Source organism: Pseudomonas sp. FG47 (genome assembly GCF_057809115.1).
The window spans coordinates 145,727-165,967 of record NZ_JBMDJI010000004.1 but is presented as its reverse complement, the minus strand read 5'-3'; the positions used below and the strand labels follow the sequence as shown (position 1 = coordinate 165,967).

At 64.5% G+C, this 20,241-nt stretch carries 17 protein-coding genes and 1 pseudogene; 8 read left to right on the top strand and 10 right to left on the bottom strand.

Features of this window, described 5'->3' with window-relative positions:
- Window positions 1–190: 190 nt before the first annotated feature.
- Genes ACODS5_RS06125 through ttgA form a run of 3 tightly spaced genes read right to left on the bottom strand, consistent with a single transcriptional unit; the run spans window position 191 to window position 5,943 of the window.
- A complete protein-coding gene (locus ACODS5_RS06125; RefSeq protein ID WP_134691480.1) occupies window positions 191–1,636 on the bottom strand; it encodes an AdeC/AdeK/OprM family multidrug efflux complex outer membrane factor in 1,446 nt (481 codons plus the stop codon).
- Entirely contained in the window at window positions 1,633–4,785 is a 3,153-nt protein-coding gene (gene ttgB / locus ACODS5_RS06120; RefSeq protein WP_489108215.1) for a multidrug efflux RND transporter permease subunit TtgB, read from the bottom strand. Before ttgB ends, ACODS5_RS06125 begins: the two co-directional genes overlap by 4 nt.
- Before the next feature lie 3 nt (window positions 4,786–4,788).
- Window positions 4,789–5,943, bottom strand: coding sequence for a toluene efflux RND transporter periplasmic adaptor subunit TtgA (gene ttgA / locus ACODS5_RS06115; RefSeq protein WP_134691478.1), 1,155 nt, complete (start codon window positions 5,941–5,943; stop codon window positions 4,789–4,791).
- Between the two features lie 257 nt (window positions 5,944–6,200).
- Here ttgA and ACODS5_RS06110 point away from each other — a divergent pair, with 257 nt between their 5' ends.
- On the top strand, window positions 6,201–6,833 hold the full coding sequence (locus ACODS5_RS06110) for a TetR family transcriptional regulator (protein WP_134691477.1): 633 nt from the start codon (window positions 6,201–6,203) through the stop codon (window positions 6,831–6,833).
- Between the two features lie 68 nt (window positions 6,834–6,901).
- Here the strand turns inward: ACODS5_RS06110 and ACODS5_RS06105 are convergent, their stop codons facing one another.
- Entirely contained in the window at window positions 6,902–8,353 is a 1,452-nt protein-coding gene (locus ACODS5_RS06105) for an MDR family MFS transporter (protein WP_489108214.1), read from the bottom strand.
- Window positions 8,354–8,724: 371 nt separating this feature from the next.
- Here ACODS5_RS06105 and ACODS5_RS06100 point away from each other — a divergent pair, with 371 nt between their 5' ends.
- Complete coding sequence (locus tag ACODS5_RS06100; protein ID WP_489108213.1) at window positions 8,725–9,594, top strand: isocitrate lyase/PEP mutase family protein; 870 nt, start codon at window positions 8,725–8,727, stop codon at window positions 9,592–9,594.
- Between the two features lie 203 nt (window positions 9,595–9,797).
- Here ACODS5_RS06100 and ACODS5_RS06095 read toward each other — a convergent pair whose 3' ends face one another.
- Complete coding sequence (locus ACODS5_RS06095; protein ID WP_489108212.1) at window positions 9,798–10,709, bottom strand: LysR family transcriptional regulator; 912 nt, start codon at window positions 10,707–10,709, stop codon at window positions 9,798–9,800.
- A 105-nt stretch (window positions 10,710–10,814) separates the two neighbouring features.
- Between ACODS5_RS06095 and ACODS5_RS06090 the strand changes: the two genes are divergently transcribed.
- Both ACODS5_RS06090 and ACODS5_RS06085 read left to right on the top strand, forming a co-directional pair.
- A complete protein-coding gene (locus ACODS5_RS06090; protein ID WP_489108211.1) occupies window positions 10,815–11,690 on the top strand; it encodes an MBL fold metallo-hydrolase in 876 nt (291 codons plus the stop codon).
- A gap of 28 nt (window positions 11,691–11,718) precedes the next feature.
- The gene (locus ACODS5_RS06085; RefSeq protein WP_489108210.1) at window positions 11,719–12,333 is read left to right on the top strand and encodes an NAD(P)-dependent oxidoreductase; all 615 of its coding nucleotides are present in this window, start codon (window positions 11,719–11,721) and stop codon (window positions 12,331–12,333) included.
- An 89-nt stretch (window positions 12,334–12,422) separates the two neighbouring features.
- On the opposite strand, the gene ACODS5_RS06080 is transcribed toward ACODS5_RS06085, so the two are convergent.
- Window positions 12,423–13,292, bottom strand: a complete 870-nt coding sequence (locus ACODS5_RS06080; protein ID WP_489108209.1) for a LysR substrate-binding domain-containing protein — start codon at window positions 13,290–13,292, stop codon at window positions 12,423–12,425.
- A 112-nt stretch (window positions 13,293–13,404) separates the two neighbouring features.
- Here ACODS5_RS06080 and ACODS5_RS06075 point away from each other — a divergent pair, with 112 nt between their 5' ends.
- Complete coding sequence (locus ACODS5_RS06075) at window positions 13,405–15,042, top strand: 5-guanidino-2-oxopentanoate decarboxylase (protein WP_489108208.1); 1,638 nt, start codon at window positions 13,405–13,407, stop codon at window positions 15,040–15,042.
- Window positions 15,043–15,050: 8 nt separating this feature from the next.
- On the opposite strand, the gene ACODS5_RS06070 is transcribed toward ACODS5_RS06075, so the two are convergent.
- Window positions 15,051–15,971 carry an AraC family transcriptional regulator gene (locus ACODS5_RS06070; RefSeq protein WP_489108207.1) on the bottom strand — a complete coding sequence of 307 codons (921 nt, stop codon included), beginning with the start codon at window positions 15,969–15,971 and terminating at the stop codon, window positions 15,051–15,053.
- A 195-nt stretch (window positions 15,972–16,166) separates the two neighbouring features.
- Here ACODS5_RS06070 and ACODS5_RS06065 point away from each other — a divergent pair, with 195 nt between their 5' ends.
- Both ACODS5_RS06065 and ACODS5_RS06060 read left to right on the top strand, forming a co-directional pair.
- Window positions 16,167–16,460: a putative quinol monooxygenase gene (locus ACODS5_RS06065; protein WP_217853185.1), complete on the top strand. Its 294-nt coding sequence runs from the start codon at window positions 16,167–16,169 to the stop codon at window positions 16,458–16,460.
- A gap of 42 nt (window positions 16,461–16,502) precedes the next feature.
- Window positions 16,503–16,736 carry a hypothetical protein gene (locus ACODS5_RS06060; RefSeq protein ID WP_134691467.1) on the top strand — a complete coding sequence of 78 codons (234 nt, stop codon included), beginning with the start codon at window positions 16,503–16,505 and terminating at the stop codon, window positions 16,734–16,736.
- On the opposite strand, the gene ACODS5_RS06055 is transcribed toward ACODS5_RS06060, so the two are convergent.
- Together ACODS5_RS06055 and ACODS5_RS06050 are read right to left on the bottom strand one after the other, a co-directional pair.
- Window positions 16,737–17,342: a flavin reductase family protein gene (locus ACODS5_RS06055; RefSeq protein WP_489108206.1), complete on the bottom strand. Its 606-nt coding sequence runs from the start codon at window positions 17,340–17,342 to the stop codon at window positions 16,737–16,739. It abuts the gene before it with no gap.
- 122 nt (window positions 17,343–17,464) lie between these two features.
- A pseudogene (locus ACODS5_RS06050) lies at window positions 17,465–17,710 on the bottom strand (heme utilization protein); the annotation flags it as partial.
- A gap of 340 nt (window positions 17,711–18,050) precedes the next feature.
- Between ACODS5_RS06050 and ACODS5_RS06045 the strand changes: the two are divergent.
- Window positions 18,051–18,803: a COG4705 family protein gene (locus ACODS5_RS06045; RefSeq protein WP_134691464.1), complete on the top strand. Its 753-nt coding sequence runs from the start codon at window positions 18,051–18,053 to the stop codon at window positions 18,801–18,803.
- Between the two features lie 63 nt (window positions 18,804–18,866).
- On the opposite strand, the gene ACODS5_RS06040 is transcribed toward ACODS5_RS06045, so the two are convergent.
- On the bottom strand, window positions 18,867–20,186 hold the full coding sequence (locus tag ACODS5_RS06040; RefSeq protein WP_217853194.1) for an MFS transporter: 1,320 nt from the start codon (window positions 20,184–20,186) through the stop codon (window positions 18,867–18,869).
- Window positions 20,187–20,241 lie beyond the last annotated feature (55 nt).

Below are 20,241 nucleotides of genomic sequence, written 5' to 3'. Positions count from 1 at the left end.
AGAACTTGTGCAACGTTGCGTGGGCGATGGTGCGGGGGAGGGCGGGGTCGAGGCAATTCGTGGAACGCGGAACGGGGCGATTATCGAACGATATGTCTGATTGTGCTGAGGCTGCTCCTACAGGGGACGGTGTAAGGCTTCAAACAAAAAGCCCACCGCAAGGGTGGGCTTGATGCTGCTATCAGTGCAATCAGCCTTTCGGCGTCTGGATCGAGGCCTGCTGCTGGGTCTGCTCGTACCAGCCGCCACCAAGGGCCTTGTACAGGTTTACTTCGCTGACCAACTGCGACAGGCGGTCGCCGATCAGCGACTGCTGGGCGCTGAACAGGTTGCGCTGGGCATCGAGGAAGGTCAGGTTGCTGTCGATACCGATGCGGTAGCGGCGCTCGGCCAGGCGGTAGTAGTCCTGGTTGGCGGCCACCAGGTCACGCTGGGCCTGCAACTGCTCCTCGAACGTCTTGCGCGCGGCCAGGCCATCGGCGACTTCCTGGAAGGCGGTCTGGATGGTCTTTTCGTACTTGGCGACGTTGATGTCCTTCTGGATCTTCGAGTAGTCCAGGCTGGCCTTCAGGCTGCCGGCGTTGAAGATCGGCAGGTTGATCTGCGGCTGGAACAGCCAGGTGCCGGAGCCGCCCTTGAACAGGCCACCCATGTCCGGGCTCAGGGTACCGGCATTGGCGGTCAGGCTGATGCTCGGGAAGAACGCGGCGCGGGCCGCGCCGATGTTGGCGTTGGCGGCCTTGAGCAGGTGCTCGGCCTCCTGGATGTCCGGGCGCCGCTGCAGAATGTCGGACGGCAGGCCCGCCGGCACTTCGGCCAGTTGGTCGGCATCGAGCTCCAGCGCCTTGGGCAGGTTGGCCGGCACGCCGGTACCGACCAGCACGGTCAGGCTGTTGAGGTCCTGGGCGACCAGGCGCTGGTACTGCGAGTACTTGACCCGCGCGCCTTCCACGGCGGTGCGCGCCTGGCTCAGGTCGAGGGCCGAAGCCACGCCCACTTCATTGCTGCGGCGGGTGAGGTTGTAGCTCTCTTCGTAGGTCTTCAGCGTTTCTTGGGTGAGCTTCAGCAGGGCCTGGTCGGCCTGCCAGGTGTAATAGGCGTTGGCCACGCTGGCCACCAGGCTGATCTGCGTGGAGCGGCGCGCCTGCTCACTGGACAGGTAGGTTTCCAGTGCTTGCTCGCTCAGGCTGCGCACGCGGCCGAACAGGTCCAGCTCATAGGAGCTGACCCCGAGGGTGGCCGAGTACTGGCTGGAGATGCTCGACTCGCCGGTTTGCGACATGTTCGCCGGCATCCGCTGGCGGCTGCCGCTGCCATTGGCCGATACGGCTGGGAACAGGTCGGCGCGCTGGATGCGGTACTGCGCCCGGTAGGCGTCGATGTTCAGCGCCGCTACGCGCAGGTCGCGGTTGTTTTCCAGCGACGTCTGGATCAGTTGTTGCAGCGCCGGGTCGTGGAAGAACTGGCGCCAGCCCTGTTCGGCGGCGGCGACGTTGGCCGACTCGGTCGGCGAGTAGGCAGGGCCTTGCGGCCACTGCGCGGCTACCGGCGCCTCCGGCGCCTGGTAGTCGGGGATCAGCGAGCAGCCGCCGAGAATGAACGCGGTTACTGCGAGGGACAACAAAGACTTGGTCATTGCCCAGCCTCATAACGTGGAGTTTCAGGGGTGGCGTCTTTTTTCGGCTCTTTGCTGCCGAACAGCGACGACACTGCGACGAAGAATAGCGGTACCCAGAAGATGGCCAGCACGGTCGCACTGATCATGCCGCCGATCACCCCGGTGCCGATGGCGTGTTGGCTGCCGGCGCCGGCGCCGCTGGCGATGGTCAACGGTACCACGCCGAGGATGAACGCCAGCGAGGTCATGATGATCGGACGCAGACGCATGCGGCAGGCTTCGATGGCCGAGTCGTACAGGCTGCGGCCCTGCTCGTGCAGTTCCTTGGCGAATTCGACGATCAGGATCGCGTTCTTCGCCGCCAGGCCGATGGTGGTCAGCAGGCCGACCAGGAAGTACACGTCGTTGGACAGTCCGCGCAGGCTGGTGGCGATCAGCGCACCGATGATACCCAGCGGCACCACCAGCACCACGGCGATCGGGATCGACCAGCTTTCGTACAGCGCTGCCAGGCAGAGGAACACGAACAGTACCGAGAGGGCGAACAGCGCCGGCATTTGCGAGCCGGAGAGTTTTTCCTCGTAGGACATGCCGGTCCAGGAGTAGCCGATGCCGGTTGGCAGTTCGCCGGCGATGCGTTCAACTTCGGCCATGGCCTCACCGGTACTGTAGCCAGGCGCCGGGGTACCGAGGATCTCGATGGCCTCCACGCCGTTGTAGCGCGACAGCTTCGGCGAGCCGTAGCTCCACTCGCCCTTGGCGAAGGAGGAGAACGGCACCATTTCGCCCGCGCCGTTGCGCACGTACCACTTCTGCAGGTCTTCCGGGCTCATCCGGGCGCTTGGCTCGCCCTGGATATAGACCTTCTTGACCCGACCACGGTCGATGAAGTCGTTGACGTAGTTACCGCCCAGGGCGATCGACAGGGTGTTGTTGATGTCGGCGATGGTCACGCCCAGGGCACTGGCGCGTTCGTCGTCGATGGTCAGTTGGTACTGCGGTTCGTCGTTCAGGCCGTTCGGGCGCACGGCGCTGAGGATCTTGCTCTGCGCGGCCTTGGCCAGGAACTGGTTGCGCGCTTCCATCAGCTTCTCGTGGCCGACACCGGCGCGGTCCTGGAGGAACACGTCGAAGCCGGTGGCGTTACCCAGTTCGAGTACCGCTGGCGGCGCGAAGGCGAACACCATCGCGTCGCGGAAGCCGAAGAAGTGCATCTGCGCGCGTTGGGCGAGGGCGAACACGCTGTTCTCCTTCGAGCGCTCACCCCAGGGCTTGAGCATGATGAACGCCATGCCCGAGCTTTGCCCGCGACCGGCGAAGTTGAAGCCGTTGACGGTGAACACCGACGAGACGGTATCGGCTTCGTCCTTGAGCAGGTACTCGCGCATCTGGTCGACCACTACCTGGGTGCGCTCGGCACTGGAACCGGCCGGAGTCTGCACCTGGGCGAACAGCACGCCCTGGTCTTCTTCCGGAAGGAACGCGGTGGGGATGCGGGCGAACAGCCAGATCATGCCGACCACGATCAGCGCATAGGCCAGCAGGAACGGCACCTTGTTGCGCAGGATGGTGCCGACGCTGCGTTCGTAGCCGACGACGCTGCGGTCGAAGTTGCGGTTGAACCAGCCGAAGAAGCCGCGCTTGGCGACATGATGCTCGCCCTTCTTCAGCGGCTTGAGCATGGTGGCGCACAGGGCCGGGGTGAAGATCAGCGCGACCAGCACCGACAGGCCCATGGCCGAGACGATGGTGATCGAGAACTGGCGGTAGATCACGCCGGTGGAGCCGCCGAAGAAGGCCATCGGCAACAGTACCGCCGACAGTACCAGGGCGATACCCACCAGGGCGCCCTGGATCTGCTCCATGGAGCGCTTGGTCGCCTCCTTGGGCGGTAGCCCTTCCTCGGACATCACCCGTTCGACGTTCTCCACCACGACGATGGCATCGTCCACCAGCAAGCCGATGGCCAGGACCATGGCGAACATGGTCAGGGTGTTGATGCTGAAGCCGGCGGCGGCGAGGATGCCGAAGGTCCCGAGCAACACCACCGGCACGGTCATGGTGGTGATGATGGTGGCGCGGAAGTTCTGCAGGAACAGGTACATCACCAGGAACACCAGGACCACGGCTTCGATCAGGGTGTGGATCACGCCGCTGATGGATTCGGTGACCACCGGGGTGGTGTCGTACGGGAACACCGCCTTGACCCCTGGCGGGAAGAACGGCTCCAGGTCGGCGATGGTCTGGCGCAGGGCCTTGGCGGTATCCAGGGCGTTGGCGCCGGTGGCCAGCTTGACCGCCAGGCCCGAGGCCGGGAAGCCGTTGTACTGCGCGCTGATGGCGTAGTTCTCGCCACCCAGGCCAACCGTGGCGACATCGCTCAGGCGCACCTGGGAGCCGTCGGCGTTGACCTTGAGCAGGATCTTCTCGAACTGCTCGGCGGTCTGCAGGCGGGTCTTGCCGATGATGGTGGCGTTGAGCTGGGTACCCGGCAGGGCCGGCAGGCCACCGAGCTGGCCGGAGGACACCTGCACGTTCTGCGCGGCCACCGCGGTGCGCACGTCGACCGGAGTCAGCTGGAACTTGTTCAGCTTGGCCGGATCGAGCCAGATACGCATGGCGTACTGCGCGCCGAACACCTGGAAGTCACCCACGCCGGCGGTCCGCGAGATCGGGTCCTGCATGTTGGAGACGATGTAGTTGGCCAGGTCGTCCTTGGTCATGCTGCCGTCTTCGGACACCAGGCCGATCACCAGCAGGAAGTTCTTCACTGCCTTGGTGACGCGGATACCTTGCTGTTGCACCTCTTGCGGCAGCAGCGGGGTGGCCAGGTTCAGCTTGTTCTGCACCTGGACCTGCGCCGTGTCGGCGTTGGTGCCCTGCTCGAAGGTGGCGGTGATGGTCATGCTGCCGTCGGAGTTACTTTCCGAGGACACATACCGCAGGTTGTCGATACCGTTGAGCTGCTGCTCGATCACCTGCACCACGGTGTCCTGCACCGTCTGCGCCGAGGCGCCCGGGTAGGTCACGGCGATGGCGATGGCCGGCGGGGCGATGCTCGGGTACTGGTTGATCGGCAGCTTCAGGATCGACAAGGCGCCGACCAGCATGATCACCAGGGCGATCACCCAGGCGAAGATCGGGCGATCGATAAAGAACTTCGACATGGTTTACTCCGCTTTGGCGTCTGCTTTCGCCGCGCTGGCCTGATCGGGGCTGCCCGGTTTCTTGACGTTGGTGGCTTCGCTGACCTTGACCTCGACCCCAGGGCGCACGAACTGCAGCCCTTCGGTGATCAGGCGGTCGCCTGGGTTCAGGCCTTCCTCGATCAGCCAGTCGCTGCCCAGGGTACGGTTGGCCTTGAGCTGGCGCAGTTCGACCTTATTTTCCTGGTTGACCACCAGTGCGGTCGGCGCGCCTTTGAGGTCGCGGGTCACGCCCTGTTGCGGGACCAGGATGGCGTTGGCGTTGACCCCGGCCTTGAGCCGCGCATGCACGAACATTCCAGGCAGCAGGGTGTGGTCGGGGTTGGGGAAGATCGCGCGCAGGGTCACGGAGCCGGTAGTCTCGTCGACCGCGACTTCGGAGAACTCCAGGCGACCCTGCTGCTTGAACAGGCTGCCATCTTCCAGCACCAGCTGCACCTGGGCGGCGTTGTCGCCGGCCTTCTGCAGTTGGCCGCCTTCCAGGTCACGGCGCAGCTTGAGCAGCTCGGCGGTGGACTGGGTGACGTCGACATAGATCGGGTCGAGCTGCTGGATGGTGGACATGGCATTGGCCTGGCCATTGCTCACCAGCGCGCCTTCGGTGAACGCGGAGCGGCCGATGCGACCGCTGATCGGCGCCAGCACCTTGGTGTAGCGCAGGTCGATCTGGGCACTCTTGAGCGCTGCCTCGGCCTGCAATCGTTTGGCATTGGCGTCGTCGTACTCCTGTTTGGAGACGGCCTGTTCGTCGATCAGCTGCTTGTAGCGCTCGGCCAGCGAGCGGGTAGCCTGCAGGTTGGCCTGGGCGTTGGCCAGGTTGGCCTCATAGACAGCGGGGTCGATCTGGTAGAGCTGCTGCCCTTCCTTGACGTCGCTGCCTTCCTTGAACAGGCGCTTGAGAATGATGCCGTTGACCTGTGGCCGGACCTCGGCCACACGGTAGGCGCTGGTGCGCCCCGGCAGTTCCGAGGTGAGGGTGAAGGCTTGCGGCTGCACGGTGACGACGCCGACCTGAGGAGCCTGCGGCGCTGGCGCTGCTTCTTCTTTCTTACAGCCACTGAGCAGGGTTGCCAAAGCCACGGCGGAAACCAGGGCGGATAAGGCTGGCTTGAATTGCATGAGGATCCTCGGGTCGCAGGAGCAGGGGAGCTCAAGAATATAAAGGAAGAGTCTTGTCAGAAAAACGCTATCGGGTGGATAAATAGCTTGCTAAGGAATATACTTACATTCATGGTTGTTTGTAAATACCGCATGTGCGTCGCGAATCGCCGCCGCGGATCACCCACATTTACCCGGGACAGGCCCTGAAAGAGGCGACCCCGGCCTGATTCCCGCCCGCCACGTGAGCGCGCGGGGCCTGATGAGGTTGTACTGCCATGGTCCGTCGAACCAAAGAAGAAGCCCAGGAAACCCGTGCCCAGATCATCGAGGCGGCGGAAAGGGCCTTCTACAAGCGCGGTGTCGCGCGTACCACCCTGGCCGATATCGCCGAGCTCGCGGGCGTGACCCGCGGTGCGATCTACTGGCATTTCAGCAACAAGGCCGAACTGGTGCAGGCACTGCTCGATAGCCTGCACGAAACCCATGATCACCTGGCCCAGGCCGGCGAGAGCGAGGATGAACTCGACCCGCTGGGGTGTATCCGCACGTTGCTGCTGCAGGTGTTTCGCGAGCTGGTGCTTGATGCCCGGACCCGGCGTATCAACGAAATCCTGCATCACAAGTGCGAGTTCACCGACGACATGTGCGAGATTCGCCAGCAGCGGCAAAATGCCGTGCGTGATTGCCACCAGGGCATCGCATTGACCATGGGCAATGCCGTGCGACGCGGCCAGTTGCCCGTCGACCTGGATCCCGAGCGGGCCGCCGTGGCGATATTTGCCTATGTCGATGGCTTGATCGGCCGCTGGCTGTTGCTGCCGGACAGCTTCGACTTGCTGGGCGATGCTGAAAAATGGGTCGATACCGGGCTGGACATGCTGCGCTTGAGCTCCGGTTTGCGCAAATGACAGTTTGTGAAGGATTGTTAGGGAGTGTTACTCGTTTCCGGTTAAGGCAGCGTTAATAGCGCGGGTTTTCAGCGCCCGCGCAGTTGTTTGTCTGGCAGGGCCAATGCCGCCAGCAAGCCAATCAGCGAAGCCCCGGCACTGGCCAGCAACAGCTGGTGGAATGTCTCCAGCAGGCGCGCCTGGGTCAACGGATTGGCCTCACCGGCCTTGAGGCTGCCCAGCAACGGGTTGCCCAGCAGTTCGAAGCCGCCCTGGTGCAACAGCGCCAACAACAGGCTGGACATGCAAGCCACGCCCATTGCCCCGCCCAGCGAACGGAACAGGTTGGTGGTGCTGGTGGCCACGCCGATCTCCTGCGGCGCCACCGCGTTCTGTGTGCCCACCAGCGAGGTGGGGAACTGCAAGCCGCAAGCGATGCCTGTGAGCAACATGAACAGGGCGCTCAGCCAGCTGGCTTGTGGCGGGGTAAATGCCATGGCCGCGATGGCCAGTGGCATCAGCAGCGCGCCGAACAGGATTTGCGGCTTGTAGCGCCCAGTGCGGCTGGTCATGCGCCCGCCGGTGAAGGCGCCTAGGGGCAGGCCCATGGCCAGTGGCAGCAAGTGTAGCGCGGCGCTGTCGGCGCCCGCGCCGGTGATGCCCTGGTAGCGCAGGGGCATGAGCATGGTCAGTGAAATCGACTGGAAGCTGGCGAAGAAGATCACGCACCAGCACAGCACCGCCACCCGGTTGCCGAACAGGCTCAGTGGCAGCAGCGGTTCGCGGCAGCGCCGTTCATGGGCCACGAACAGCAACAGGCCAAGCAGGGCGCAGCCAAGCAGCACTAGCACCGGCGCCGACAGCCAGGCGTGTCCTTGGCCGACCAGGGTGATGCCCAGCAGCAGGCTGCCCAGGCCGACAATCATTAACAGCGCGCCGAGGTAGTCCACCTGCGCCGCGCGTCGCGGCGCCGACAGCCCCTCCAACGCCCGGTGGATCACCCACAGGGCGACCAGCCCCAGCGGCAGGTTGACCCAGAACACCCCGCGCCAGGACAGGTATTCGGTCAGCCAGCCGCCCAGCACCGGCCCGGCGACGCTGGCCAGGGCGTACATGCTGCTGAAATAACCCTGGTAGCGGCCGCGTTCACGGGGCGGCACGTAGTCGCCGATGATCGCCTGGCTCACCGAGACCATGCCGCCGGCGCCGATGCCCTGGAGTACCCGGGCCAGCACCAGTTGCGGCATGTCCTGGGCCAGGGCGCAGGCGATAGACGCCAGGGTGAACACGGCGGTGCCGGTGAGGATCATGCGGCGCCGGCCATACAGGTCGCCGAGCTTGCCGTAGATCGGCACGGCGATGGTCATGGCCACCATGTAGCCAGAGATGACCCAGGCCAGTAGGCCGACATCGTCGAACTGCGCGGAAATCGCCGGCATGGACACGGCGACGATGGTCTGGTCGAGGGCGCCGAGGAAGATCGCCAGCATCAGGGCGATCAGGACGCGACGCAGGACGGTGGCGGGCAGGGCGGCGGTCACTGGGGATCCTTGGTGGTCATGACGGGTGACGTGGAGGCGGGCTTCAGTGTTGCGGATTGTAACCTGAGTTAGATAGCTCCCTATGTACTAAATGCATCCCCTATGCAAGATCGGCATTGGCGCATTCATCCAGCGCTGCTTGGCCCCGTGCTATCGTGACCGGGCCGCAGAGGCTGAAATCCGGGGCTTGCACCAGTGTGGTGCAACCAATTGCCGCAGGATTTCGCGTCGCTGTATGTCCACACCTTCTATTCCTCTGCCTGCATGTCGAGCATGACCGCCCAGATGGCGACGGTTGGAACAGTCAGGTAGACCCGAACCAGGGGTCGGTTGTCAGCCGTTCTACATTTCTTATTACCAGCGGAGTGATCATGCCCAAGGCTTCCCACCACGATCTGCGTTTTGCCTTCCGCGAACTGCTCGCGTCCAGTTCGTGCTATCACACCGCGTCGGTCTTCGACCCCATGTCCGCGCGCATCGCCGCCGACCTGGGCTTCGAGGTCGGCATCCTCGGCGGCTCGGTCGCCTCGTTGCAGGTGCTGGCCGCGCCGGACTTCGCCCTGATCACCCTGAGCGAGTTCGTCGAGCAGGCCACCCGCATCGGCCGTGTCGCCCAGTTGCCGGTGCTGGCCGACGCCGACCATGGCTATGGCAACGCACTCAACGTGATGCGCACGGTGATCGAGCTGGAGCGCGCCGGCGTCGCCGCGTTGACCATCGAGGACACCCTGCTGCCCGCCCAGTTCGGCCGCAAGTCCACCGACCTGATCTCGGTCGAGGAAGGCGTCGGCAAGATTCGCGCGGCACTGGAAGCGCGGGTCGATTCGGCACTGGCGATCATCGCCCGGACCAATGCCGGGGTGCTGACCACCGAGGAGATCATCGTCCGCACGCAGAGCTACCAGAAGGCCGGTGCCGATGGCATCTGCATGGTAGGGGTGAAGGATTTCGAGCAGTTGGAGCAGATCAGCGAGCACCTGAGCGTGCCGCTGATGCTGGTCACCTACGCCAACCCCAACCTGCGCGATGACGAGCGCCTGGCGCGCCTGGGCGTGCGTATCGTGGTCGATGGCCATGCCGCCTATTTCGCTGCGATCAAGGCCACCTACGACTGCCTGCGCTTGCAGCGCGGCCAGCAGAACAAGTCTGAAAACCTCAGCGCCACCGAGCTGTCGCACACCTACACCCAACCTGAGGATTACATCCGCTGGGCCAAGGAGTACATGAGCGTCGAGGAGTGATCGACGTCTGGCGCGATGCCTGACCATCCCGCCTAGGCGCCCGGTTTGCCGGCAAGTACGCCCTTTATCGTGGCGCCTGCTTCGCCAAGGCTGGCTTGTACGGACATTGCAGGGGCGTAACCGGCGTAGGAGCCGGCTTGCCGGCGAACACCGGTATAGCCGGTGCCATCCACCGCGTTGCCGGTTCGCCAGCAAGCTGGCTCCTACAGGCCGAGGCCCTGGTCCCAGGCGGGCTCATCGGCGAAGCGCTGCGCCAGGAAGTCCAGCATGCTGCGCAGGGTTGCCGGCATGTGCTTGCGCGAGGTGTACACCGCGTTGAGCGTCAGTTCCCGTGGCTTGGCCTCGGGCAGCAGGCGTACCAGCTCGCCACTGCGCAGTGCCGCCGCGGCCTGATAGGTCGGCAGCATGGCGATGCCGGCGCTGGCCAGTGCGGCCTTCTGCAGGGTCATGGCTTCGTTGGCGCTGATATTGCCCTGCACTGGCACGGCGATGGGCTGCCCGTTCACCTCGAAGTGCCACAGGCCGTGACCGAAATAGGCGTGGGTCAGACAGTTGTGCTGGCTCAACGCCTCGACTCGCTCCGGCGTGCCGTGCTCGCGCAGGTAGGCGGGGCTGGCGCAAATTACCGAACGGCACACGCTCAGGCGCCGGGCGATCAGGTTGGGGTCGATGTCGTTGCTGGTGCGGATGGCCAGGTCGATGCGTTCCTCCACCAGATTGACGGTGCGGTCGAGCATCTGTAGCTCTACCTTTACCCCGGGATAGCGCTTTACATAGGCGGCCAGGGCGTCCACCAACTGCGCCTGGCCGAACGAAGTGCTGACACTGATGCGCAGCTCGCCACGGGGCGCGGCATCGGGCTGGCGCACGGCGCTCTGCAGGTCGCCTGCCAGCTCCAGCATCTGCCGGCAGCGCGGCAGGGTTTCCTGGCCGGCGGCGGTCAGGCTGAGCTTGCGCGTGGTGCGTTGCATCAGGCGCGCGCCGACCCAGTCCTCCAGCTCTGCCAGGTAACGTGAGACCACAGGCCGGGAAAGCCCAAGGTGATCGGCCGCGGCCGACTGGCTGCCGAGGTCGACGACGGTGACGAAGACGCGCATGGCGTTCAGACGATCCATGATTTGCCCGATTTAAGAAACAAACTATGTTGCAGCATCGCATTTTTTGTATTGGTTCGGGCAACTAAGCTGTGTTCCATCGTTCCCGCCTACAGGATCATCCCAATGTCGCTTCTCACTCCGCTGCGTGGCCTGCTGCTGGCCTGTGCCACTCTCGCCGGCCAGGCCATGGCCGCCGAGCCTCTCAAGCTTGATGTCTACAACCCTGGCCATGACGCGATCTTCCCGGTCAGCTCGGTCATCGTCAGTGGCGCCCATGACGCCATCCTGGTCGATGCCCAGTTCGGCAAGGCCCAGGCCGAGCAAGTGGTGGAGCGTCTGCAGGCCAGCGGCAAGCAATTGACCACCATCTACGTCAGCCATGGCGATCCGGACTACTACTTTGGCCTGGACACCATCACCCAGGCGTTTCCCAAGGCTCGCGTGGTCGCTTCGGCTGCCACTGTCGAGCACATCCGCAAGACCATGGATGCCAAGCTGGCCTACTGGGGCCCGAAAATGGGCGAGGACAAGCCGGCCAAGCTGGTGGTCCCGCAGGTACTCGCCGGCGATCGCCTGGAGCTGGAGGGCCAAGAGCTCAAGGTCGAGGGCCTGGACGGCCCGCAGCCGGACCGTAGCTTCGTCTGGATCCCCTCGATCAAGGCCGTGGTCGGTGGCGTGGTGGTTTCCGAGCACATCCATGTGTGGATGGCCGACACCCAGACCGCGCAATCCCATGCCGACTGGCTGAATACCCTGGACAAGATCGAGCGACTGGCGCCACGCACCGTGGTACCGGGCCATTACCTGGGCGACAGCAGCCGTTCGCTGGCAGCCGTGCGCTTCACTGCGGGCTACATTCGTGATTTCGATGCCGAGGCTGCCAAGGCTGCCAATGCCGACGCGCTGATCGCGGCGATGAAAAAGCGCTACCCGGACCTGGCCGACGAAAGCTCCCTGGAGCTGGGCGCCAAGGTCGCCAAGGGCGAGATGAAGTGGTAACCCCTTTCAACCTGTTGGAGTGTTTCCCATGAGCAAGATCGCAATCATCGGCGCCACCGGGCGCGCCGGCAGCCAGTTGCTGGAAGAAGCCCTGCGTCGGGGTCATAGCGTGGTCGCCATCGCCCGCGATCCATCGCCGCTGCAAGGCCGCGCAGGGGTGACGGTCGAGGCCCTGGACGCCAAGGACAGCGCCGCCCTGCAGGCGGCGGTGAGCGGCTGCGACGCGGTGCTCAGCGCGGCGCATTTCGCCACGATCGAGCCACAGGCGATCATCGCGCCGGTCAAGGCGGCTGGAGTCAAGCGCCTGCTGGTGGTCGGTGGCGCCGGCAGCCTGCTGCTGCCGTCCGGGCAGCGGGTCATCGACAGCCCGGACTTCCCCGAGGCCTACAAGGCCGAGGCCAGTGCCGGAGTGGGCTTTCTCGATGCGTTGCGCCAGGAGCCCGAGCTGGACTGGACCTTCCTGTCACCGTCTGCGGAGTTCGTCGAAGGTGAGCGCACCGGGCATTACACCCTGGGCAAGGATCACCTGCTGATCGGCGCCGATGGTCGTAGCTGGATCAGCTTTGCCGACTACGCCATCGCGATGCTCGATGAGCTGGAGCAACCGGCGCACGCGCGAGCGCGCTTCACCGTCGGCTACTGACCGCACCCCGTAGGAGCCAGCTTGCTGGCGAACCAGGCTATGCGGTGCCTGGCACCGGCCAGGCCGGTGTTCGCCAGCAAGGCTGGCTCCTACAAGGGCTGTGCTTGCCGGGCAAGCCAATCCATCAGTTCGGCGAGTCCGCTCGGCAGGGTTTTTGTCGGGCTTACCAGGTAATAGCTCTTACCCGTCGCCACTTTCAGCTCGAACGGCATGATCAGCCGGCCAGCACGCAGGTCATCACCGATCAGCGCAAAGTCGCCAATGGCGATTCCCGTCCCTTGAGACGCCATGGCCATCGCCATGTCCAGCGTCTCGAAGTGCTGTTTTGGCCCTTGAGGCTCGAATCCGGCTTTGGCCGCCTGCAACCACAACCGCCAGTCATGCTCGTCACGCGACGGGTGCAACAGCATCTGCCGCGTCAAGTCCTGCAACTGCAGCGGCCCCTGGCCAAGCGACGGTGCGCAGACGGGTGTCAGCTGTTCGTCGAACAACTTGCGCACGTGTAACCCATGATTGGGCGCGGCGCCATACACCACGGCGGCATCGAAGCCTTCGCGGCGAAAGTCCACGCCGTGCTGCACCGTGGTGGTCAGCTCCACCGGCACGTCCGGGCGTAGCGCCTGCCACTCCATCAGCCGTGGCAGCAGCCAGCGCATCACGCAGGTTGGGGCCTTTACTTGCAAGGTGGCGCTGCGCCCACCTACCTCACGTACCCCCTGTTCGATCAAGGCAAACACCTGCTGCACCCGCGGCAGCCAGTCCTGGCCTTCGCGGGTCAGTGCCAGGCCCCGTGCCTGACGCTGAAACAGCGCATAGCCCAGGTGGGCCTCGAGTGCGGCGATCTGCCGGCTGACGGCGCCCTGGGTGATGTGCAACTGCTGCCCGGCACGGGTGAAGTTGCAGCACTGGGCGGTGATCAGGAAGGTGTGCAAGGCCGGCAGGGGAGGTAAGCGCTTCATGTAGGTAAGCCATGTTTTCAAGTCATGGCTAGTATGTGTTTTTTTGCATTGTGGCGGTAGCGCGCAGTTGCTTCCATGAACACCGATTTCAACAAGAATCGGGTATTCGATAATGGCAACCTGTGGCGAAGTGCTGGTCAAACTCCTCGAAGGCTATGGTGTCGACCATGTCTTCGGTATTCCTGGCGTGCATACCGTCGAGCTGTACCGTGGCCTGGCGGCGTCGTCGATCCGCCATGTGACTCCGCGCCACGAGCAGGGCGCCGGGTTCATGGCCGACGGCTACGCGCGCACCCGTGGCAAGCCCGGGGTGTGCTTCATCATCACCGGGCCGGGTATGACCAATATCGCCACGGCCATGGGCCAGGCCTATGCTGACTCGATTCCGATGCTGGTGATTTCCAGTGTGCAGTCCCGCGACCAACTGGGCGGCGGTCGTGGCAAGTTGCACGAGTTACCCAACCAGTCCGCTTTGGTGGCGGGTGTATCAGCCTTCTCGCAGACCCTGATGAGTGCCGATGACCTGCCTCAGGTGCTGGCCCGCGCCTTCGCCGTGTTCGACGGCGCCCGGCCGCGCCCGGTGCATATCGAGATTCCGCTGGATGTGCTGGTCGAACAGGCCGATCACTTGCTGGCCGCACGCCCGGTGCGTACCGCCCGCGCGGGGGCCGCGCCGCTGGCGGTGCAGCAGATGGCCGCGCGCCTGGCCAAGGCCCAGCGGCCGTTGCTGCTTGCCGGCGGCGGCGCTTTGTCTGCCGGCCCAGCGCTTGCCCGCCTGGCCGAGTACCTACAGGCACCCGTGGCCCTGACCATCAATGCCAAGGGCCTGCTGCCGGCGAATCATCCGTTGCAGATCGGCTCGACCCAGACCTTGCCGGCCACCCGCGCGCTGGTGGCCGAGGCCGATGTGGTGCTGGCGATCGGCACTGAGCTTGCCGAGACCGACTACGACGTGACCTTCAAAGGGGGCTTCGCGATCCCCGGCAGCCTGCTGCGCATCGACATCGACCCCGATCAGACCGTGCGCAACTACCTGCCCGAGCTGGCCCTGGTGGCGGATGCCGAGCAGGCGCTCGAGGCGTTGCTGGTGGCCTTGCCGATGCAAGGGCAGCCGCTTCGCGATGCCCGCTGGGGCGCTGCGCGGGCTGCCCGCCTGCGGGCCGACAACGCCGCGAGCTGGGACCAACCGACCCTGAGCCAGACGCGCCTGCTCACTGGCATCCTGGCGGCATTGCCGGATGCCATCCTGGTGGGAGATTCGACCCAGCCGGTGTACACCGGCAACCTGACCCTGGACATGGCCCGGCCACGCCGCTGGTTCAACGCCTCGACCGGCTACGGCACCCTCGGCTATGCCTTGCCAGCGGCCATGGGCGCCTGGCTGGGCAGTGCCGAGGCGCCGGCCGAGCGGCTGCCTGCGGTGTGCCTGATCGGTGACGGCGGCTTGCAGTTCACCCTGCCGGAGCTGGCCAGCGCCGTGGAGGCACAGGTGCCGCTGATCGTGCTGCTGTGGAACAACCAGGGGTATGAGGAAATCAAGAAATACATGGTCAACCGGGCGATCGAGCCGGTAGGTGTGGACATCCATGCCCCGGACTTCACCGGCGTGGCTCGGGCGTTGGGCGCCGCGGCCGAGGATGTCGCTGATGTGGCGCAGTTGCAGGCGGCGCTGGGGCGGGCGGCGGAGCGCCAGGGGCCGACGTTGATCCAGGTGGATCAACGCCAGTGGCAGGCAGCGGTGCAAGGGTAGGTCAATCATCAGCCCGCATGCGCGCGCAGCCTGGCCACATCGCGGATTGGCGGAGCGCCATACAGGCGGCTGTACTCGCGGCTGAACTGCGACGGGCTTTCGTAGCCGACCCGATATCCCGCCACCGCCGCTTCCAGGCCATCGTTGAGCATCAGCCGCCGCGCTTCCTGCAGGCGCAACTGTTTCTGGTACTGCAACGGGCTCATCGAGGTCACCGCCTTGAAACGATGATGCAAGGTCGAGGTGCTGAGGTTGACCTCGCGGGCCAGGTCCTCGATGCGCAGCGGCTGCTGATAGTGCTGGTTGAGCCAGGCGATGGCCTGGGACACCCGGTGGGTCTGGCTGTTGGCCAGGGCGATCTCGTACAGGCGGTGGCCCTGGGGGCCGCGCAGCAGGCGGTAGAAGATCTCGCGGCGGATCAAGGGGGCGAGGATCGGAATGTCGCGCGGCGAATCCAGCAGTTGGACCAGGCGGATCAGCGCATCGAGCAACTGCGGATCGGTCTTTTCCACGTACAAGCCGCGCCCGGATGGGCGATTGGGCACCACCATCGGGCTGCTTTCGGCGATCAACTGGCTCAGGTGCGCCGGGTCGATATCCAGGCGCAGCGCCAGGGCCGGTTGCTCCGGGCTGGCCTTGAGCAACGCCCCGCTGATCGGCAAAGTCACCGACACTACCATATAGTGCAACGGATCGTAGGCGTAATGCTCATCGCCGAGGATCAGCGTCTTGCTGCCCTGAGCCAGGATGCACAGCGCCGGTTGGGCCAGGGCGGGCATGCCGCGAATATCCTCCTGGTAACACGTAAGGTACAGGTCGTCGATGGCCGAGGCCGGGCCATGGGGCTCGCCGGCGTGGCGCTGGATCAGCGTGGCCAGTGCCTGGCGTTGGGGTTCCAGGGTCGGGTCGAAGGGCAGGGACAGGGTCATGTTGGCTTCCTCTATTGCTGCGCAGCATAGGTTTGGGCAATGCCCGGCGCTAGTCGAAAGCTGCACGGCGATTGCCTGATCCTGCCGCGCGACAGAATCAGGCAATCGCCCGGCAGTAATGGCCTAACGTCGCGCGCGGGGCGGCGCCTAACCTTGGCAGCCTGTTTTCGCCCCCTAGCGTCAAGGAGATCGTTCATGACCCAGCAGCAACCGGTCACACACCTGGCTTTGATCCGTGCCAGCAACGGTCGTTCGGCGGAACTCGGCATGCGCCTGCGCGACCTGCTCGAGCCATCGCTGCGCGCGCCTGGCTGCCTGAGTTTCAGCGTGCAGCGCTCGCAAGTCGACGCCGACTTGTGGCTGCTCAGTGGCAGCTGGCGTGACCAGCAGGCGATGAGTGGTTATTTCGCTTCGCCAACCCTGGAGGTGTTTGGCGAGTTGGTGCAGGCACAGGTGGTCAGCAGCCTTGATCTTCACACCTTCGCTTAATGTGTAGAATGCCGCCCCTCGATCAATCAGGCGGAGTGCAGCATGGCACGTAAGGAATTCCCCCACTTCGAAGCGGTTTCGGCGATGGTCCCGGTGGAAGGCGGCGGCTACAACGCCGCAATCGCGGTCAAGGCCCTGAACCTGGGCGGTGCGCCGCGCTTTCACAAGGTCCTCGACGGGCAAGTGTTCAACAGCGCACTGGCGGCCGACGAGGCCGCCAGTGCCGAGCTCGAACGCTTGCAGGGCGTCGGCGAGGAAGGCGAGCTGATCTTCTGATCAGGCTTGCGGGCGGGCCATCTTGAACAGCTCGCCCAGGGCGAAGTAGTCCGCCGGGCCACCACCGCGCAGGATCGGCTCGGCAGCGGCGGTGTCGTAGATGCCGTCCTTGAGCAGGTGCTGGGCAATGTGCACGGCCACCACTTCGCCGAGGATCAGCCAGCTGGGCACCAGTGCCTGGTCGGCGCGCTTGAGCTGAACGATCTGGCTCACCTTGCACTCGAAGCTCACCGGGCTTTCCCCCACCCGCGGCACGCCGACCAGCCGCGAAGCGCTCGGGGTAAGGCCGCTGAGAGCGAACTCGTCGACATCCGCGGCCACGGCCGCGCAGCTCTGGTTCATCTGCTCGGCCAGCGGGCGGGTGGCCAGGTTCCAGACGAACTCGCCGGTCTGCTCGATGTTGTTCAGGCTGTCTTTGCGCCCGACGCTGCAGAAACCGACGATCGGCGGAATGTAGTTGAAGGCATTGAAGAAGCTGTAGGGCGCCAGGTTCAGGCGGCCTTCGCGGTCGTGGCTGGAGATCCAGCCGATGGGGCGGGGACCGACGATGGCGTTGAACGGATCATGGGGCAGGCCGTGGCCTTTGGTGGGTTCGTAGTAATACATCTGCGCAAGGCCCTGAGGCCCTTCCTGGTGGGGGACGAGACGCCTAGTGTGCCAAGCCTTGGCCCGGCTGGAAATGCTCAAGCCCGGCAGATGCCGGGCTGCGGGCACGCCTTGGGCTATCAGCTGAAGCGGTGGGCGTTGGTGCGCTCGGAGCCGTTCTCGGCGAAGCGCTGGGCATTGGTGCGGTCGAAGCCGTCTTCGGCGAAGCGTTGGCCGTTGGTACGGTCGAAGCCATCTTCTGCGTAGTTCACCGCTTGGCTTTGCGCGCTGGCGAAGCTGTGGGCGTTGGTGCGGTCGAAGCCGTCTTCGGCGAAGGCGCCGGTAGCCAGGATCGAAAGGGCCAGGGTGAGGATCAGTTTGTTTTTCATGGTCGTTGCTCCAGTGGATGCGGTGGGTTGTTGTTGCTGTGGAATCAATGCTACTCCTATTAATTTGATTAAAAAGTTCATTAATTTGCGTATATAAATCAATTTATTAGATGTTTAGCCCGTGGTTACTTCCTCCCTTATGAGGACTGGCAGGCAGCGCAACTGAAATGGCGGAGTAGATCAGCTACAGGTTCACAGCATCTGCGCCGGCCATTAATGGGCAATTAACGCTCGCAACCACTCGTCGCGTTCGAACAACGCATTTTTCATGCACGGCCAACCGATTTTTCAGCCTTGGCTGTTCACCATCGCCGCACCCCATCCCTGGAGCGGCACAACGATGAACAAACTCCCGCAAATCACCCTGGCCTTCTGGGTCATGAAGATCTGCGCAACCACCCTTGGCGAGACGGCCGGCGACCTGCTGTCGATGACCTTGAACATCGGCTACGCCATGAGTTCGCTGCTGCTGATCAGCGTGTTCCTGGTGACGCTGGTCACCCAGCTCTACTCGCGCCGCTACCACCCGATGCTGTACTGGCTGGTGATCCTTTCCACCAGCACCGCCGGCACCACGATGTCCGACTTCATGGACCGCACCTTGGGCCTGGGCTACGCGACGGGCTCGGCGTTGCTGATCGGCATTCTGCTGCTGACCTTCGCCCTGTGGCGCCTGAGCGGTAATCCGCTGGACGTCAATCGCATCGGCAACCGGGGCGGCGAGTTGTTCTACTGGGTGGCGATCCTGTTCTCCAATACCCTGGGCACCGCGCTGGGTGATTACCTGGCGGATGACTCGGGGCTGGGCTTCGCTGGCGGCGCGCTGCTGATCGGCGTGGCCATCGCGGTGGTGGCCGGCGCCCGTTACTGGACGAAGATCTCTGGCGTGGTGCTGTTCTGGATCGCCTTCGTCCTAACCCGCCCGTTCGGCGCAACGCTGGGCGACGTGCTGACCAAGTCGCACGAAAAAGGCGGGCTGGACTTCGGCACCATCGGTTCGTCGGCGGTGCTGGGTGGGGTGCTGTTGGTGCTGGTGGTGATGGCCACCTATTACCAGCGACGTGAGCCGGTGCGGGTGGTGGAGATGTCCTGAGCAGAAGCAGAAAGGGGCGCCTCGTCAACCGGGGCGCCCCTTTTCACGTTCCGCGAACCTGGATCAGTCAGTGGTGATCCGCGAGTGTTGCTTGGTGTCCTTCATGGTCGCGTACACCAGCAGCGAGCAGGCGATGCAGCCGGTGACATACCAGTAGAAACCGGTCTCCATGCCGTTGCTCTTGAACCACAGGGCCACGTATTCGGCGGTGCCGCCGAAGATCGACACGGTCAGCGCATAGGGCAGGCCGACGCCCAGGGCGCGGATCTCGGTGGGGAACAACTCGGCTTTGACCACCGCGTTGATCGAGGTGTAGCCGCTGACGATGATCAGCGCCGCCATGATCAGGAAGAACGCGCCCCACCAGGTCTGGATGGTGTGCAGGGTGCTGAGGATCGGCACGGTGAACAGGGTGCCCAGCACGCCGAAGGCGATCAGGATCGGGCGTCGGCCGATCTTGTCGGACAGGCCGCCGATCACCGGCTGCAGGCACATGAACAGGAACAGCGTGGCCGCCGAGATGGTGGTCGAGTCGCTGATGCTCATGCCCACGGTGTTGACCAGGTACTTCTGCATGTAGGTGGTGTAGGTGTAGAAGGCCAGGGTGCCGCCCATGGTCAGGCCGACCACGGTCAGCAGCTCCTTGGGGTGGCGCATCAGGGTGCGCATCAGGCTTTCCTTGGACTTCTCCTTCTTGGTGAAGGAGGCGGTTTCTTCCATGCCGCGGCGCAGGTACAGCGCGACCACCGCGCACAGCGCGCCGATCACGAACGGCACGCGCCAGCCCCAGGCGTAGAGCTCTTCGGTGGTCAGCACGTTCTGCAGGATGATCAGCACCGCCAGGGCGATGAGCTGGCCGGAGATCAGCGTCACGTATTGGAAGCTGGAGAAGAAACCACGGCGCTCCTTGCTGGCCATCTCGCTGAGGTAGGTGGCCGAGGTGCCGTATTCACCGCCCACCGACAGCCCCTGGAGCAGGCGGGCGACCACCAGCAGGATCGGCGCGGCGACGCCAATGGTTTCGTAGCCAGGGGTCAGGGCGATGACCAGGGAGCCGGCGCACATCAGCAGTACCGAGGCCATCAGCGCCGCCTTGCGGCCCTTGCGGTCGGCGTACAGGCCCATCAGCCAACCACCGATCGGGCGCATGAGGAAGCCCACGGCGAAGATCGCGGCGGTGTTGAGCAGTTGCGCGGTGGTGTCGCCAGCTGGGAAGAAGGCCTTGGCGAAGTACAGCGAGAATGCGGCGTAGACGTACCAGTCGTACCATTCGACCATGTTGCCGATGGAACCACTGAAGATCGATTTGAGGCGGCTGGCGGTGGATTTTTCCGCGGCGGGTGCAACGGCCGCCCCGGTGGGCAGAGTGCTGGCGTTATCCATCAGGGGATACCTTCTCGTTGTTTTTGTGGAGCGCGCCTGAGCGCAGCTTGAGAAG